This window comes from Rahnella sp. JUb53 (assembly GCF_004346065.1).
GTDB lineage: Bacteria > Pseudomonadota > Gammaproteobacteria > Enterobacterales > Enterobacteriaceae > Rahnella > Rahnella variigena.
Genome location: NZ_SLYT01000006.1, coordinates 14,686 through 30,842 on the forward strand (window position 1 = coordinate 14,686; position 16,157 = coordinate 30,842).

14 protein-coding genes and 1 tRNA gene are annotated in these 16,157 nt (G+C 52.8%); 7 read left to right on the plus strand and 8 right to left on the minus strand.

Features of this window, described 5'->3' with window-relative positions; genetic code table 11:
• Positions 1-13: 13 nt before the first annotated feature.
• Genes EC840_RS15010 through EC840_RS15025 form a run of 4 tightly spaced genes read right to left on the minus strand, consistent with a single transcriptional unit; the run spans position 14 to position 4,295 of the window.
• A complete protein-coding gene (locus EC840_RS15010) occupies positions 14-943 on the minus strand; it encodes an ROK family protein (RefSeq protein ID WP_132965947.1) in 930 nt (309 codons plus the stop codon).
• Positions 940-1,806: an ABC transporter permease gene (locus EC840_RS15015; protein WP_120161378.1), complete on the minus strand. Its 867-nt coding sequence runs from the start codon at positions 1,804-1,806 to the stop codon at positions 940-942. Before EC840_RS15015 ends, EC840_RS15010 begins: the two co-directional genes overlap by 4 nt.
• Complete coding sequence (locus EC840_RS15020; protein WP_112288813.1) at positions 1,806-2,726, minus strand: ABC transporter permease; 921 nt, start codon at positions 2,724-2,726, stop codon at positions 1,806-1,808. Before EC840_RS15020 ends, EC840_RS15015 begins: the two co-directional genes overlap by 1 nt.
• A 24-nt stretch (positions 2,727-2,750) precedes the next feature.
• Entirely contained in the window at positions 2,751-4,295 is a 1,545-nt protein-coding gene (locus EC840_RS15025) for an ABC transporter substrate-binding protein (protein WP_132965949.1), read from the minus strand.
• A gap of 235 nt (positions 4,296-4,530) precedes the next feature.
• On the opposite strand from EC840_RS15025, the gene EC840_RS15030 reads away from it, so the two are divergent.
• From EC840_RS15030 to EC840_RS15040, 3 genes are read left to right on the plus strand one after another with little or no spacing between them, the layout of a single operon-like run.
• A complete protein-coding gene (locus EC840_RS15030) occupies positions 4,531-5,670 on the plus strand; it encodes an ROK family transcriptional regulator (protein WP_132965951.1) in 1,140 nt (379 codons plus the stop codon).
• Between the two features lie 12 nt (positions 5,671-5,682).
• A complete protein-coding gene (locus tag EC840_RS15035) occupies positions 5,683-7,116 on the plus strand; it encodes a M81 family metallopeptidase (protein ID WP_129639829.1) in 1,434 nt (477 codons plus the stop codon).
• Between the two features lie 15 nt (positions 7,117-7,131).
• On the plus strand, positions 7,132-8,964 hold the full coding sequence (locus tag EC840_RS15040; RefSeq protein ID WP_132965953.1) for an ABC transporter ATP-binding protein: 1,833 nt from the start codon (positions 7,132-7,134) through the stop codon (positions 8,962-8,964).
• A gap of 53 nt (positions 8,965-9,017) precedes the next feature.
• Here the strand turns inward: EC840_RS15040 and EC840_RS15045 are convergent.
• The 3 genes from EC840_RS15045 to EC840_RS15055 all read right to left on the minus strand — a co-directional run bounded on the left by EC840_RS15045 (position 9,018) and on the right by EC840_RS15055 (position 10,672).
• Positions 9,018-9,102 (minus strand) — tRNA-Tyr (locus tag EC840_RS15045).
• Positions 9,103-9,314: 212 nt separating this feature from the next.
• Positions 9,315-10,163 carry a formyltetrahydrofolate deformylase gene (gene purU, locus EC840_RS15050; protein WP_129639831.1) on the minus strand — a complete coding sequence of 283 codons (849 nt, stop codon included), beginning with the start codon at positions 10,161-10,163 and terminating at the stop codon, positions 9,315-9,317.
• A gap of 44 nt (positions 10,164-10,207) precedes the next feature.
• The gene (locus EC840_RS15055) at positions 10,208-10,672 is read right to left on the minus strand and encodes a YchJ family protein (RefSeq protein ID WP_132965955.1); all 465 of its coding nucleotides are present in this window, start codon (positions 10,670-10,672) and stop codon (positions 10,208-10,210) included.
• Positions 10,673-10,821: 149 nt separating this feature from the next.
• On the opposite strand from EC840_RS15055, the gene rssA reads away from it, so the two are divergent.
• The 4 genes from rssA to EC840_RS15075 all read left to right on the plus strand — a co-directional run bounded on the left by rssA (position 10,822) and on the right by EC840_RS15075 (position 15,420).
• Complete coding sequence (gene rssA, locus EC840_RS15060) at positions 10,822-11,733, plus strand: patatin-like phospholipase RssA (protein ID WP_112288818.1); 912 nt, start codon at positions 10,822-10,824, stop codon at positions 11,731-11,733.
• 96 nt (positions 11,734-11,829) lie between these two features.
• Positions 11,830-12,843, plus strand: coding sequence for a two-component system response regulator RssB (gene rssB, locus EC840_RS15065; RefSeq protein ID WP_112288819.1), 1,014 nt, complete (start codon positions 11,830-11,832; stop codon positions 12,841-12,843).
• Positions 12,844-13,059: 216 nt separating this feature from the next.
• Positions 13,060-14,403 (plus strand): UDP-glucose/GDP-mannose dehydrogenase family protein, encoded by a 1,344-nt coding sequence (locus EC840_RS15070; protein ID WP_112288820.1) that lies wholly within the window; start codon positions 13,060-13,062, stop codon positions 14,401-14,403.
• A gap of 9 nt (positions 14,404-14,412) precedes the next feature.
• Positions 14,413-15,420 carry an NAD-dependent epimerase gene (locus EC840_RS15075; RefSeq protein WP_132965958.1) on the plus strand — a complete coding sequence of 336 codons (1,008 nt, stop codon included), beginning with the start codon at positions 14,413-14,415 and terminating at the stop codon, positions 15,418-15,420.
• Positions 15,421-15,639: 219 nt separating this feature from the next.
• Here the strand turns inward: EC840_RS15075 and hns are convergent, their stop codons facing one another.
• A complete protein-coding gene (gene hns / locus EC840_RS15080; RefSeq protein WP_013575950.1) occupies positions 15,640-16,047 on the minus strand; it encodes a histone-like nucleoid-structuring protein H-NS in 408 nt (135 codons plus the stop codon).
• Positions 16,048-16,157 lie beyond the last annotated feature (110 nt).

Sequence of the window (16,157 nt, forward strand, 5' to 3'; positions counted from 1 at the left end):
AGAGGGCAGCTCCTTAACTTTCCAGTCTTCCCATCACTGATGCGCCGACCAGGCCACCGTCGGTCAGGAATTTCCCCGGCACCAGCAGCGTTTGTTGATAGTTGTGCAGAACGCCGCTGCGAACTTTCACATCCAGCGCGGCGATCAGTTCACTGGCAGAAGCCAGTCCGCCACCGGCGACAATCCGCGAAGGGCCAAGAATATTGACCAGTAAGGCCAGCGGTTCGGCGACCAGTTCCAGCCAGGCGTTCACGGTGAGAGACGCGCTGGCATCGCCATTCAGCCAGCCGGTCACGATCTCCAGACTGGTGCAGTCTTTATGATGAAAATGCTGATGTAAGCGTTCCATTCCACGAGCGCCACCCAGCATGTCGAGGCAACCGGTCTGACCGCAACCACATTTAAGGCGCGGAACGGCGTAGTTTTCGCCATTTATCACCAGCTCAGTGCGGGTGATGGCGCCGTGACCCCATTCGCCGGTGACGCCGCCGTGACCGCGCACCAGCTGGCCGTTGATCACCAGTCCGCCACCGACGCCGGTGCCCAGAATAATGGCGACCACCACCGGCTGGTGTTGCGCGTTACCGGCATGGGCTTCGGCGAGTGCAAAACAGTCCGCGTCATTCGCCGCCGTTACCGGACGGGCGAGCGCGACGCTGAGATCTTTCGCCAGCGAATGTCCGGTAAATGCCGGAATATTGGTTGCCAGCATTTCGCCGGTTTGTGGCGAAACCAGTCCGGCCGTAGAAATCGCCAGCGGTGTACCGGCGGGTAAATCCGCACCAAATTTTTCGATCAGATTGTGCATCGCCTGCACAAAATCGTCCCATGAAGAAACCGGTGTCGGGACTTTGCCGCATTCTTCCATTTCGCCGGGATGGCGCGAAACACCAAACTTAATAAATGAACCGCCGATATCGGCGCAAAAAACAGCTGAGGTCATGAGCGTGTGTCCAGTAAATCTCGCAGCCCGTCGCCCAGTACGTTAAAACCAAGCACGGTCAGCATAATGGCCAGACCCGGGAACAGCGAAAGGTAAATATTAATGCCGAGGAAATTACGGCCATCGCTCATCATGGTACCCCATTCCGGCATCGGCGGTTGCACACCAAGCCCCAGAAATGAGAGGCTGGCCGCGGCAAGAATGACCGTACCGGCGGTCAGCGTCGACTGGACGATAATCGGCCCGATGGCATTGCGCAAAATGTAATGTACGATGATCCGGTAATTAGACAAACCCAGCGCCTGCGCCGCTTCGACATATTCCATCTGCTTTAAACCGAGCGTCAGGTTACGGCTCAGACGCGCATACACCGGGATAGCGAACAGCGAAATGGCGATCAAAAGATTCACCAGACCGCCGCCGAGAATACTGACCACCAGAATCGCCAGCACGATGCCCGGAAACGCGAACAGCATATCCATAAACCACATGATGATCATGTCGGTATAACGACCTGCCATACCGGCAATAATGCCCAGCGGAATACCGATAATCATCGCCAGACCAACACTCAGCACCACTTCAATAATGGAAATGCGCGCCCCGTAAATGACGCGGGCGAAGATATCACGCCCGTAATCGTCAGTGCCAAACCAGTGATCGGCACCGGGGGAAAGCAGGGTATCAATCAGATCCTGGGCGTAAGGATCGTGACGGGCAATTAAGGGTGCGAACACTCCCATCAGCACAATCAGACTGACGATAAAGCCGCCGATAGACACTGCCGGATGTCGCCACAACCAGCGGAAAAACCGCAGCGTGCGCGGTTTGCGACGGGGTAATTGCGTGATAATGGCAGACATTAATCGAACCTTATTTTTGGATTCAGGAAAGCGATCAGTAATTCACCGAGCAGATTCATCACCACCACACCGCAGACAGCGACCAGCGCAACGCCCTGAATCACGGGATAGTCGCGATAACGCACGGAATCTACCAGCAAGCGGCCAATGCCCGGCCAGTTAAAGACAGATTCTGTCACCACTGCGCCGCCAATCAGGCTGCCGAAATTGAGCGCCACAATGGTGACAATCGGGATCAGCGCGTTACGAAAAGCATGGCTGCAATACACGGTCGTTGCCGACAACCCCTTGGCGCGGGCGGTGCGGATATAATCTTCCGAGAGCACATCCAGCATGCTGGAACGTGTCATGCGCGCCATCACCGCCATCGGCAAAACGGCCAGCGTCACCGAAGGCAGAATATAGCTTTTCCATGACGTTGCGCCGAGCAGCGGCAGCCAGCCGAGATTGACCGAGAATGTGTTCATCGCCATCAGCCCCAGCCAGAAGTTGGCAATCGAAGCACCGGCGATCGCCAGTAACATCACGCCAAAATCCGGCCAGCGGTTGCGGTACACCGCGCCTATCATGCCCGCCGGAACGCCAATCGCCACTGCCAGAAAATACGACAGTACTGCCAGCATCAGCGTGTAAGGCATGCGTTCCCCGATTTCCTGCGTCACCGGCTGCTGCGACTGCAACGAGACGCCGAGATTGCCGTGCAGAACGTCACCGGCAAAATGCAGATACTGCGTCAGCAGCGGCTGATCCAGCCCGAGGCGAACGCGCATGGCATCAACGGCTTCCTGCGTGGCTTCAGGCCCGGCCATCAGACGTGCCGGATCCCCCGGCAGCGCGCGGATGGACACAAAAATCAGCATCGAAACCCCGATCAGGATGATCGGGAAGGCGATGAGTTTTTTGGCAAGATAGGCTTTCATGGCTATTTCCCACTGTGAATGCGTTTATTTCTTCTGAGCATCTTTCACCACAATTTGCCCGCCCGGGATCATCGTGACGCCTGAGATGTTTTTGCCGGTGGCGTACAAGTCATTCTGGTAATACAACAGCACCTGCGGCGCCTGCTGGTTAATCTCTTTCTGCGCATCGACATAAATCGCGTTGCGGGTATTTTCATCCAGCGTCGATGCGGCCTTGTCTAACATTTCATCCAGTTTCGGGTCACTGAAGAAGCCCAGATTTGCGCCGCCCGGAGCAAAACTTTTGCTGTAGTACAGCGGACGAAGTTGCAGATCGGCGCCGTTCGCGCCGGAAGACCAGGATGCCAGCACCGCGCCGGTGTTATCGGCTTTTTTACCGGCCTGATCGGCAAATGCCGCTTTGGTCCATACGCCGCTTTCCATGATTTTCACGTCCAGCTTCACGCCAATTTTCGCCCACATGCTTTGCAGCACCTGGCCGATACGTGCGTCCTGACCCTGCACTGCAATCGACATTGTGAATCCGTCAGCCACACCGGCTTCTTTGAGCAGGGATTTGGCTTTCGCCAGATCCAGCGGATACGGGTTCAGGGTTTTGTCATAACCGGCGGTGACCGGTGCCAGCGGCGAGTTTGCCGGTTGCGCGAAGCCGGACATGATGGCGCGCACCAGACCGTCACGGTCGGTGGCGTAGTTCAGTGCCTGACGCACACGGACGTCGCTGAGCGGTTTGAGATCGGTATTCAGCGCCACCCAGAATACAGAGGCACCCGGGCTTTCATGCAGGTCGAACTTCGGATTGTTTTTCAGCACGCGGGCAAACTGCGGCGGCACCGGGTTAATCACGTCAGTTTCGCCCGCCTGCAACGCCATATTCATGACCGAAGGCTCGGCGCTCCACGTCCATTTGATGTCATCTGGCCCGGCAGCTTTATCACCCCAGTAGCCCGGATATTTTTCTTCCAGCACGAATTCACCGGTTTTGTATTGCACCATTTTGTACGGGCCGGTGCCGACGGCTTTGCTGTCGAGTGTGCCGGTTTTATCGGCCGCCGGACTGACCATCAGACAGGCGCCGGTGGTCAGTAAATTCAGGAATGCGGGATACGGTTTTTTCAGTTTAAAGACAACGGTGGAATCGTCGGTTTTGGTCACGCTGTCGAGGAAGGTGCGCAGACGTCCGCTGGCCGCCAGACCGCGTTTTGTGTCGAGATGGCGGGCAAAGTTGGCGACCACCGCATCGGCGTTAAACGGAGTGCCGTCATGGAAAGTGACGCCGCTGCGCAGTTTGAATGTCCACACCAGCCCGCTTTCATCACTGCTCCAGGAAGTCGCCAGCGCGGCTTCAGGTTTCAGTTGCGGCGACATGCGCAGCAGGCCTTCATACATCGGATCCAGCACGGTACCGGTAAAGGTCGCGGTCTGGTTGCCCGGATCCATACTGCGCGGTGCTTCGTTTTGCATCACGTTCAGTGTGGCGGCGTAAACCGGCAGCGAAAACGCCGCCAGAAGAGCGCTGCTCAGCAACGTTAACTGCACGGGACGCCGGATGTAACGGGTAATCTTCATGTTCTGCCCTCTGCGTGAAAAATCGGATTAAGTGGCTCTGGCTACGTCTGCCGGTTTGGTAAAGCGCCGGTTTTAATGACAGTTTGTTTTAACAAAGAGATTTAACAAATAGTTCATATGAAATACTTATATGCCAACATTTAGTTTATTTTGTGAACTAATTGGCATTGATATATCCATTTCCAGCGTTTAATGTCAATGCAGATGACCGAAAACTGAGAGCGCCGAAACGAATATGCTAACAACTTTGCAACGTCAGATATTGGGTGCGGTCAATGCATCCGGCGGTCTGAGCCGTACCGAACTGGCGCAGCTTTCAGGAATGAGCAAAGCGGCGATTGGCGGCGTGGTGCGTGAAATGATCGACGCCGGTTTCCTGCACGAAGCGGAAACCGTGCCGGGGAACGGGCAGGGCAGACCCTCGGTGCGGCTGGTGGTTCATCCGGATGGCGCGTGGTTTGCGGGCGTTTCTTTGCTGCAAAATCCGGCGCAGATGGCGCTGATTAATCTGCATGGCGAAATCCTTTCACGGGTGTCTTTCGATGCCGGTGCGAGTCCGCAGCGTCTGGCAGAAAACATCGCCAGCGCGTTACCGGCACTGCTTGAACCGCATCCCGAAGCGGCAAAAAAACTGGCCGGGCTGGGGGTGACGTTATCCGGCCTTATTGATGAAAATCAGTCCACCTGCGTACAGTCGGCGCTGCTTGGCTGGCGCGATGTGCCGCTGGCCAGCCTGATTTCACAGGCCACCAGCATGGACGTGGCCATCGAAAATGACGCCAAAGCACTGGCGGTGAGTGAGAAAAATTTCGGGCAGGCGCGGGATTTGAGCAGCTTTACGCTGGTCAGTCATGGCGCAGGGATCGGCAGCGCGCATTTTGTCGCCGGTCAGTTGCATCGCGGCCTGCATGGCGGCGCAGGGGAAATCGCCCACTGCACGCTGGAACTGAACGGTTTGCCCTGCCGCTGCGGCAAGCGCGGTTGTCTCGATACGCTGGCGTCTCTGAATGCCATTGCCGAAATGGCCAGAGACGGCGGGCTGGAAGCGACCACCATTGGCGGCCTGGAAAAGCTGGCGATGCAGGGTGTCAGCGAAGCGGTACGTATTCTGCACCGTGCCGGTTCGGCGCTCGGTTTAGCGATATCCCATCTGATTCAAATTAATGACCCGGACCTGATCCTGATAGCTCATCAGGACGCAGATTTCTCCGGGCTGTTCGGCACGGTTGTTCATCAGTCTATCGAAGCCAATGTTTTGCCGGGAAATGCCGGGAAAACGCCGGTTCGTACTTTTACCCTAAATGACGACACCTGGGCGCGCGCGGCGGCGAGTATTGCTGCACACCGCTTTCTGGTCGGTCTGAAGCCTGTCTGAGGAATCATCAACATGCGTATAGCTGTCAGCGGTATCCACATTGAATGCAGCACTTATAACCCGGTGCTGAATGAGGAGAAGGATTTCACCGTCGTGCGTGACGCCCAGTTACTGGCGTCGCCGCGTTTTCGTTTTTTGCAGGATTACCCGGCGACGTTTTTACCGACTATCCACGCCCGTGCCATTGCCGGTGGTCCGGTAGCGCGCGCGACGTACGATAAATTCAAAGCGGAAATGCTGGCAGGACTGGAAGCGCAAAAACCGTTCGATGGCTTATATCTGGCGATGCACGGCGCGATGTATGTCGAAGGGCTGGAGGATGCGGAAGGCGATTGGATTGCTGCGGCGCGTAAAGCCGTCGGGCCGGATTGTCCGATCAGCGTCAGTTATGACCTGCACGGCAATGTTTCTCAGCGGATTATCGACGCCATTGATATGTTTTCGACTTACCGCACTGCGCCCCATATCGATGTGGAGGAAACCATGCGCCGTTCGGTCGCGATGCTGGTGAAACATCTGCAAACCGGTGTAAAACCGACGCTGCTGTGGGTGCCGGTGCCGGTGGTATTACCGGGTGAACGTACCAGTACGGAAGATGAACCGGCGAAAAGTTTGTACGCCCGTCTGCCAGAAATGGATGAAGTGGATGGCGTGTGGGACAGCTCGCTGATGGTTGGTTATGTATGGGCAGATGAGCCACGAGCGACAGCAGCAGTGATCATGACCGGCACCGACCGGACGGCGCTGGAACAACAGGGCACGCAACTGGCGCAGGCTTACTGGGACGCGCGCGAAGATTTCGTGTTTGGCTGTGAAACGGACACCGTTGAGGCCTGCGTGAAAAAGGCGATTGCCTGTGAAACTCGTCCGGTGGTGCTGGCCGATTCCGGCGATAACCCGACCGGCGGCGGCGTGGGCGATCGTGCAGATGTGTTGCAGGAGCTTATCAAACAGTATGCGCAAAATACGATCGTGGCAGGTATTGCCGATGCACCGGCAACGGACGCGGCATTTAACGCTGGCGTGGGATCCGTGCTGACGCTGACGTTAGGGGCTTCGCTGGATCATTCCAGCCCGCAGGTGAAAGGTGATTTTGAGGTGGTTTTCCTGCTCGATGCACTGACACCTTCTGACCGTCAGGCGGTTCTGCGCACTGGCGGAATTGACGTCGTGGTGTCGGCGCGTCGTCGTCCGTATCACAACATCAGCGATTTCACTGTGCTGGAACTCGATCCGCATAGCGCCGATATCGTGGTGGTGAAATCCGGTTATCTGTCGCCGGAACTGGCGCCGATTGCCAGTCCGAATCTGATGGCGCTGTCTAACGGCGTGGTGGATCAGTTTGTAGAGCGCCTGCCGCGCAACCGCAAAGCACGCAAAACCTTCCCGTTTGACCGGGATTTCAGCTATGTGCCGCAGGTGCAGATTTCCGCGCGCAGCAAATAATTCAGGAGCCATAAGATGAATCAGACCGCCGGACAGCAGGAAAAACGTCAGCCCGTGCTGAGCGTGAAGCATCTGACCACTTCATTTCTCGGCGAGGACGACTGGCTGCCGGTAGTGCGTGATTTGTCGTTTGACGTCTATGCCGGAGAAACGCTGGCGATTGTCGGTGAATCCGGTTCAGGCAAGAGCGTGACGTCGCTGTCGGTGATGCGTTTACTGAAAGCACAAAGCAGCCGGATTGAGGGCGAGGTCTGGCTTAATCAGCGCAATGTGTTACGGCTCTCGGACAAACAGATGCGCGATATCCGCGGCAATGAGATGGCGATGATCTTTCAGGAACCGATGACGTCGCTTAATCCGACATTCAGTATTGGCCGCCAGATTGCCGAAAGCCTGAAGCGGCATCGCGGCATGTCGTCATCTGAAGCGCGGGCTGAAACCCTGCGGTTGCTGGAAAAAGTGCGTATTCCGAATGCTAACGCGCGTTTTGATGAATATCCGCATCAGTTTTCCGGCGGCATGCGCCAGCGCGTGATGATCGCCATGGCGCTGGCGCTGAAACCGAAATTACTGATCGCAGACGAACCCACGACCGCGCTGGATGTGACGATTCAGGGACAGATTCTGGATTTGATCAAGACGTTGCAGGAAGAAGAAGGGATGGCGGTGCTGTTCATCACGCATGATATGGGCGTGGTGGCGGAGATTGCCGACCGGACGCTGGTGATGTATCGCGGAGAAGCGGTGGAAAGCGGGGCGACGGAAGACATTTTCCACCGGCCTCAACACCCGTATACCCGTGCATTACTTGCGGCGGTGCCAAAATTAGGGTCGATGCAGGGGCGCGACTGGCCGCTGCGTTTTCCGCAAATCAACCTGCAAACCGGTGAAGCCAGTGTGCCGCAAGAAGTGGCGGGAACCATAGATTCGGGGCTGACGCCGTTGTTATCGGTCAAAAACCTCAGCGCGCGTTTTCCGGTGTATGGCGGTATTTTCAGCCGTCAGGTAGGCGCGGTGCACGCGGTGGAAAATATCAGCTTTGATTTATTTCAGGGCGAAACGCTTTCGCTGGTCGGCGAGTCCGGTTGCGGGAAATCCACGACGGGTCGTGCTGTGACCCGTCTGCTGAAGCCGCACAGCGGCGCGATTGATTTCGACGGTTTCGATGTCACGAATCTGGGTAAGCGCGACATTTTGCAAATGCGTCAGCGCATCCAGATGATATTTCAGGATCCTTTCGCCAGTCTTAACCCGCATATGCGCATTGGCGACGCGCTGATCGAACCGATGCTGCAACATAAACTGCATAACCGCAGCGATGCGAAAGAGAAGGCGGCGTCGCTGCTGCAAAAGGTCGGGTTGTCGCCGGATATGCTGCGCCGTTTTCCGCACGAGTTTTCCGGCGGTCAGCGTCAGCGAATTTGCATCGCGCGTGCCCTGACGCTCGATCCCAAAGTGATCGTCGCTGACGAGTCGGTTTCGGCGCTGGATGTGTCAGTGAAAGCGCAGGTCGTAAATTTGCTGCTCGATTTGCAGGAAAGCATGAATCTTTCCTATCTGTTTATTTCGCATGACATGGCGGTGGTTGAGCGGGTGAGTCATCGCGTGGCGGTGATGTATCTGGGGGAAATCGTGGAGATCGGGCCACGTGCGGCAATATTTGATAATCCCCAACATGCGTATACCAAAAAACTGATGGCATCTGTGCCGGTGCCGGATCCCTCCCGCAGAATGCTCAAACGGCAAATGCAGGTGGATGAGCTGAAGAGCCCGGTGCGCGATAACGGCTATGTTCCGTCGCAAAGGCAATATCAGGAAATATCAGCAGGACATTTTGTTCAGGTTTGATGGGGGATACAGGAAAGTTTACTAAGAAGTGACTCAGGGATGAGTCTGGAAGATGGTGGTGGGGGAAGGATTCGAACCTTCGAAGTCGATGACGGCAGATTTACAGTCTGCTCCCTTTGGCCGCTCGGGAACCCCACCACAATTTTTTGTGGCATTTACTACTTACTTCTGGCCTTAAATCATCATGCGCTACATGGATGATTTATCGTTACAGCGGTTAGCTGCGAACGGGGCGCATAATACCAAATGATTCGAAGGTGTAAAGCGCTGAAAGCGATAAAAAAGTTTGTTTGCGGGTTTTTTGTTCTTAACGGTGCTTCTCTGAACGAAAAGCACCGTCAGAATACGGTTTACAGAATAACGGTGCGATTTCCGTAAACAAATACGCGCTGCGCCAGCACGCGGTATAACGCCCGGCTGAGGACGTTTTTCTCAACGTCACGGCCTGCACGCATCATATCTTCAGCGGTATAAGTGTGATCGACGTTGATGACGTCCTGCATGATGATCGGGCCTTCATCCAGACTGTCATTTACATAGTGCGCTGTGGCGCCAATCAGTTTCACGCCACGCTCATAGGCCTGATGGTACGGACGGGCACCGATGAATGCTGGCAGGAACGAGTGATGAATGTTGATCACCTGATGCGGATAATGCTGCACAAAGCCCGGCGTCAGTACGCGCATGTATTTCGCGAGCACCACATAATCAGGCTGGTACTGATCGATTTGCGCAATCATTGCGCTGTCATGCTGTTCGCGGGTCAGACCGTCGTGGCTGACCAGATGGAACGGAATATCGAAACGCTCGACTAACGTCTGCAAGGTATCGTGGTTGCCAATGACCGCAGCAATCTCGACATCCAGACCACCGTAAGCAGCTTTCATCAGTAAGTCGCCCAGGCAATGCGCCTCTTTGGTGACCAGAATGACGATGCGGCGACGTCCGGTGCTGTTCAGCTCACGGACAGAACCGGCTGGCAGCGCGCTGTCGAGATCGGCCAGCAGGGTGGTGTCGTTGAAAATCCCTTCCAGCTCAGTACGCATAAAGAAGCGGCCGGTGCGGTGATCCACAAATTCGTTGTTCTGCACGATATTGAGTTCGTGCTTGTAGCAAATGTTGGTAATTTTGGCGATCAGACCTTTTGCGTCAGGGCAAATGGTGCGTAACACCTTGGTTTGTACGTTCTGTTGCGGCATGAGGGTGTGGATCCTGTCCAAGACTTATCAATATTACGGTTGAATTATTTACCGCAGCACTTCTTATATTTTTTGCCGGAACCGCACGGGCAAGCATCGTTCCGGCCTGTCTGCGGTTTAATTCCGTCAATATAGTACCAGCGTTCTTTTAAACGAAGAAATCGCGAGCGTTCATGGATGAGGTGAATGTGTTCATCACCGGTTTCTGTGAATCGCGCAGCAAACTCCACAAAGCCTTCATTATTATCACGCCCGTCTGTTTCGCTGATGACCTGAAGTCCTTGCCAGTGCGTGCTGGTAAAACCTTCCTGTAAACTGTCGCGCCATTGCTCTGGTTGACAATCCGGGTGCCAGGAGGCGATCAGATAACTCGCATTTTTCAAAACATAGGCTGTGTAGCGCGAGCGCATCAAAGCTACCGGAGAAGGCGCCACTTTATTCTCAGCAATGTAGGGCTGGCAGCATTCTTCATAAGAAAGGCTGCTGCCGCAAGGGCATAGTTCAGACACACAAACTCCTGAATAGGCAGAGTATCGACATCCGGCGCGCGGTCTGCGCTATTGAATGCACCAAAATGATATGTTACCTAACAAACTCGCCGGGTGACAACGCGCTTCCCGGCCCATTTTTAAGATATGCGAATTATTAAGGTCATCAGATGAGCAGAAAAGTCACCATCGGTCTTGCCCTGGGGTCGGGAGCGGCAAAAGGGTGGGCGCACATTGGCGTGATCAATGCCCTGAAAGAAATGGATATCGAAGTCGATGTGGTGGCGGGTTGCTCTGTCGGTGCGCTGGTCGGTGCCGCGTATGTGAGCAACAGGTTACCGGCGATTGAAAGCTGGGTACGTTCGTTTAGCTACTGGGATGTGCTGCGGCTGATGGATTTTTCATGGCGACGCGGCGGTTTGCTGCGCGGCGAGCGGGTTTTCAATGCCGTCGGTCAGTTGATCCGTATCGATGAGTTTGAAAAGTGCTCGAAGAAGTTTGGTGCCGTCGCGACTAACCTGAGTACCGGACGTGAACTGTGGCTGACTAAAGGCGATTTGCATCAGGCTATTCGCGCCTCATGCAGTATGCCTGGCCTGCTGGCACCGGTCTGGCATAACGGTTATTGGCTGGTTGACGGCGCCGTGGTCAATCCTGTGCCGGTGTCGCTCACCCGCGCTCTGGGGGCCGATATCGTGATTGCTGTCGATCTCCAGCATGACGCGCATCTGATGCAGCAAGATTTGCTTACCGTACAACCGACGGGAGAAGCACTAAATACTGAGAAAGAAGTCAGCTGGCGTGACAGAATCCGCCAGCGCTTAACTCGTCCAAACGCCAGAAAGCCGAATGTCAGCCCTTCGGCGATGGAGATTATGTCTACCTCTATTCAGGTGCTGGAGAACCGGCTTAAGCGTAACCGTATGGCAGGTGATCCGCCTGATGTGTTGATCCAGCCGTATTGTCCGCAGATTTCGACGCTGGATTTTCATCGGGCGGAAGAAGCGATTGAGGCGGGCCGGCTTGCGGTTGAAAAGCAAAGAGAGCAGTTGTTGCCCCTGATAAAAAATAGACAGTTCTGAATGGCTTAAAACGTCTTTGGTCGAATCTGACAATTCTGCCAAGCAAAAACAGGCTTTATGAGCCACTATTAGAATAAGAAATTCTGGGGGACCCTGATGGACAAGCCACTTACAAGCAAGCATATTCTCATCGTTGAAGACGAAGCCGTTTTCCGATCTATTCTTGCTGGCTATGTAAGTTCCCTGGGTGCCACCTTTACCGAAGCTGAGAATGGTCTTGAAGCGTTATCCCTGCTTGAGGACTACCCGCCTGACCTGATCCTCTGTGACTTAGCGATGCCAGAAATGGGCGGGATGGAGTTTGTCGAAAATCTGCGGTTGCAGGGCAACAAAATCCCGGTGCTGGTGATTTCTGCCACCGATAAAATGACCGATGTCGCTTCTATGCTGCGACTGGGCGTGGAAGATGTTCTGCTTAAACCTATTAACGATTTGCAGCGTTTACGTGAGGCGTTACTTACGTCATTGTACCCAAAGCTTTTTTCCTCACAGGCGATGGAAGAAAGTTCACTGGTTCAGGACTGGGAAGCGCTGTGCCGCAATCCGAATGAAGCCCGGCGGTTATTGCAGGAGTTGCAACCGCCTGTGCAGCAGACGCTGGCGAGTTGCCGCATTAACTACCGGCAACTGACAACGGCGGACCGTCCGGGGCTGGTGCTCGATATTGCGGCGCTTTCATCCAAAGATCTCGGGTTTTATTGTCTTGACGTCACCCGCGCCAATGAAAATGGCGTTCTGGCAGCCTTATTATTGCGGGCCATTTTTAACAGCTTATTACGTGAGCATTTGAGTAATCAGCAACAGCGGTTACCGCAAATGTCAACGTTGCTAAAACAAGTCAATCATTTATTCAGACAGGCTAATCTTGAAGGGCAATTCCCTTTGTTACTGGGTTATTATCACGCCGGTTTTAAGAATCTCATTCTGGTTTCTGCGGGATTACATGCCAACGTCAATACCGGCACCAATATGATCCAGCTCAGTAACGGTGTCCCGCTGGGCACGACGGGTGCGACATATTCCAATCAAATCAGTCAGAAATGCGATGCGTGGCAGTGTCAGGTATGGGGAGCGGGTGGACGTCTGAGATTAATGCTGTCCACAGAGTGAACTCACTTATTGTCACTGATAATAATGCCTTAATAACATTGAGCATTTTTTCGGCGTGTTATTACCTATCTTCGTTTTAATCCATTCTGCTAAGACCTATCTTATGCAAAATATGCCTTTGCAGGCGAACTTGCGGCTGAAACTGGTATAATGCGTTCCGGAATTTTTGGCTGTCTGTTTCACGTTGTTTAAAAAATAACAAATAGGAATTCGCTGATGAAAGTAACAGTTTTTGGTATCGGTTACGTCGGACTTGTTCAGGCGGCGGTTCTTGCTGAAGTCGGGCACGAAGTTTTGTGCATCGATGTTGATGCAAAGAAAGTGGAAAACCTGAAGAACGGGCAGATCCCAATTTTTGAACCAGGTCTAACTCCTCTGGTTCAACGTAATTACGAAGCAGGGCGTTTGCTGTTCAGCACCAATGCGGCTGAAGGTGTTGCCCACGCTACCGTTCAGTTTATCGCTGTCGGTACTCCGCCAGATGAAGATGGTTCTGCGGATCTTAAATATGTGACTGCCGTAGCGCGCACTATTGCCGAGCACATGACCGAACCTAAAGTAGTTATCGATAAGTCTACTGTGCCGGTGGGTACCGCCGATAAAGTGCGTGCGGTAATGAGTGAAAAACTCAAAGAACGCGGCGTGGATATCACTTTTGATGTCGTATCCAATCCTGAGTTCCTGAAAGAAGGTGCTGCGGTTGCTGACTGTATGCGTCCTGAGCGTATTGTCATCGGTACAGATAATCCTGATGCCATCGATCCTATCCGTGAGCTTTACGAACCGTTTAACCGTAATCACGATCGTATGATCCTGATGGATATCCGCAGTGCTGAACTGACCAAATATGCGGCCAACTGTATGCTGGCAACTAAAATCAGCTTCATGAACGAAATGTCCAATCTGGCAGAGATGCTGGGTGCTGATATCGAAAAAGTGCGTCAGGGGATTGGTTCAGACTCCCGTATCGGTTACCACTTTATCTATCCAGGTTGCGGGTATGGCGGTTCCTGTTTCCCTAAAGATGTTCAGGCATTAATCCGTACTGCAGAACACATCGGGTATCAGCCGAAACTTCTGCAGGCGGTGGAACAGGTCAATTATCAGCAAAAATATAAATTGCCTGCTTTCATTCAGCGCCACTTCGGTGACGACCTGAAAGGCAAAACCTTTGCGCTTTGGGGGCTGTCCTTCAAACCTAATACCGATGACATGCGTGAAGCCTCAAGCCGTGTATTAATGGAACAGCTCTGGGCTGCGGGTGCGAAAATCAAAGCTTATGATCCTGAAGCCATGAATGAGACACAGCGTATTTATGGTCATCGCGAAGATTTAGAATTAATGGGTACTAAAGAATCCGCATTGCACAATGCTGATGCGTTGATTATTTGTACTGAATGGCAGAACTTCCGTGCCCCTGATTTCGATGTGATCAAAAAAGCATTAAAAGAGCCGGTTATCTTTGATGGTCGAAACTTATTCGATCCTGAACGTTTGGAGAAACGCGGGTTTACTTACTACGGCATTGGCCGCGGTGCTTCAATCAATCCGGTTCTGTAAGGAGTTTTCATGAAATATCTGGTTACCGGCGCAGCGGGCTTTATTGGTTTCTATGTGTCGCAACGTTTGTTAGCAGCGGGTCATTCGGTTGTCGGCATCGATAATCTGAATGATTATTATGATGTCAGCCTGAAACTGTCGCGGCTTGCTCAGCTGGAGAATAAAGACGGCTTCGAGTTTATTAAGCTGGATTTAGCCGATCGTGAAGGCATGGCCGCATTGTTTGCCGGGCAGCGTTTCGAACGTGTGATCCATTTGGCCGCGCAGGCTGGTGTCCGATATTCAATCGAAAATCCTCTGGCTTATGCTGATTCCAACCTGGTAGGTTTTGTAAACATTCTGGAAGGTTGTCGCCATAATAAAGTCGGGCATTTGCTCTATGCTTCTTCCAGCTCAGTTTATGGCTTGAACAAAAAGCAACCTTTCTCAACCGATGATTCTGTTGACCATCCTGTTTCATTGTATGCGGCGACGAAAAAAGCCAATGAATTAATGGCTCACACCTATTCACATCTTTATGGATTACCAACGACCGGATTACGTTTCTTTACGGTATATGGTCCCTGGGGACGTCCTGATATGGCATTGTTTAAGTTTACTAAAGCAATGCTGGAGGGACAGAGTATTGATGTTTATAACCACGGTGAAATGCGTCGAGACTTTACTTATATCGATGATATTGCAGAAGCCATTGTTCGTTTACAGGATGTCATTCCGCAATCAGATCCTGACTGGACTGTGGAACAGGGATCTCCGGCCAGCAGTTCCGCGCCTTATTGCGTTTATAATATCGGCAATAACAATCCGGTAAAACTCATGGCCTATATCAGTGCGCTGGAGAAGGCATTAGGCATGGAGGCAGTTAAGAATATGCTGCCAATGCAACCGGGCGATGTACACGAGACCAGCGCGGATACGCAGCCATTGTCGCAGGCCATTGGCTTTGCGCCTGAAACCAGCGTCGAGCAGGGCGTGCAGAAGTTTGTTGACTGGTATCGGGATTTTTATCAAGTCTGAAATTCAGGATAAAACTTCTGTTATGTTGAAGGTTGCTCAGGCAGCCTTTTTTATGGAATCAGTTAAGTCCTATAGCAGTCTGAATGTAATCTCTTTTTAAGATGTACTTGGTTCGTTTTTGTATTAGTGACAAGAAGCATTTATCTGCGGGATTAGAAAACGAAAAGCCCATCATAAAGATGGGCTTTTTTGTATTAACATTTACGTTAATAAGGGCAATTACAGCAGGAAATCGTCCAGTGATTTACCTTGCTCTTCGATTGCTTTCTTGATTACAGCTGGAGTACGGCCCTGGCCAGTCCAGGTTTTGTTTTCGCCGTTTTCATCAACGTATTTGTATTTAGCAGGACGCGCTGCACGTTTTGCTTTGCCGGTAGCTTTAGTTGCAGCCATGGTTTGCAGCAATTCGTTAGGGTCAATACCATCAGCAATCAGCATTTCACGGTATTGTTGCAGTTTGCGAGTGCGCTCTTCAATCTCAGCAGCTGCCTGAGAATCTTCTTCGCGACGTTCGTTCACAACAACTTCTAATTTTTCCAGCATCTCTTCCAGAGTTTCCAGAGTGCATTCTCTTGCTTGCGCGCGCAGAGTACGGATGTTGTTCAGAATCTTTAATGCTTCGCTCATTATACTAGTCTCAAATTATATTGGTGGGGGGCGTTTGGCTAATAATAGAATGCTCTTCAGTATTCTGCAATAGCCAATTTGTATACCTGACCTTAATTTACGCATTTAAA

What these genes read in the sequence shown, in the direction of transcription:
- EC840_RS15010 (WP_132965947.1), bottom strand. Translation starts at nt 943, where the DNA reads ATGACCTCAGCTGTTTTTTGCGCCGATATCGGCGGTTCATTTATTAAG.
- EC840_RS15015 (WP_120161378.1), bottom strand. Translation starts at nt 1,806, where the DNA reads ATGTCTGCCATTATCACGCAATTACCCCGTCGCAAACCGCGCACGCTG.
- EC840_RS15020 (WP_112288813.1), bottom strand. Translation starts at nt 2,726, where the DNA reads ATGAAAGCCTATCTTGCCAAAAAACTCATCGCCTTCCCGATCATCCTG.
- EC840_RS15025 (WP_132965949.1), bottom strand. Translation starts at nt 4,295, where the DNA reads ATGAAGATTACCCGTTACATCCGGCGTCCCGTGCAGTTAACGTTGCTG.
- EC840_RS15030 (WP_132965951.1), top strand. Translation starts at nt 4,531, where the DNA reads ATGCTAACAACTTTGCAACGTCAGATATTGGGTGCGGTCAATGCATCC.
- EC840_RS15035 (WP_129639829.1), top strand. Translation starts at nt 5,683, where the DNA reads ATGCGTATAGCTGTCAGCGGTATCCACATTGAATGCAGCACTTATAAC.
- EC840_RS15040 (WP_132965953.1), top strand. Translation starts at nt 7,132, where the DNA reads ATGAATCAGACCGCCGGACAGCAGGAAAAACGTCAGCCCGTGCTGAGC.
- purU (WP_129639831.1), bottom strand. Translation starts at nt 10,163, where the DNA reads ATGCCGCAACAGAACGTACAAACCAAGGTGTTACGCACCATTTGCCCT.
- rssA (WP_112288818.1), top strand. Translation starts at nt 10,822, where the DNA reads ATGAGCAGAAAAGTCACCATCGGTCTTGCCCTGGGGTCGGGAGCGGCA.
- rssB (WP_112288819.1), top strand. Translation starts at nt 11,830, where the DNA reads ATGGACAAGCCACTTACAAGCAAGCATATTCTCATCGTTGAAGACGAA.
- EC840_RS15070 (WP_112288820.1), top strand. Translation starts at nt 13,060, where the DNA reads ATGAAAGTAACAGTTTTTGGTATCGGTTACGTCGGACTTGTTCAGGCG.
- EC840_RS15075 (WP_132965958.1), top strand. Translation starts at nt 14,413, where the DNA reads ATGAAATATCTGGTTACCGGCGCAGCGGGCTTTATTGGTTTCTATGTG.
- hns (WP_013575950.1), bottom strand. Translation starts at nt 16,047, where the DNA reads ATGAGCGAAGCATTAAAGATTCTGAACAACATCCGTACTCTGCGCGCG.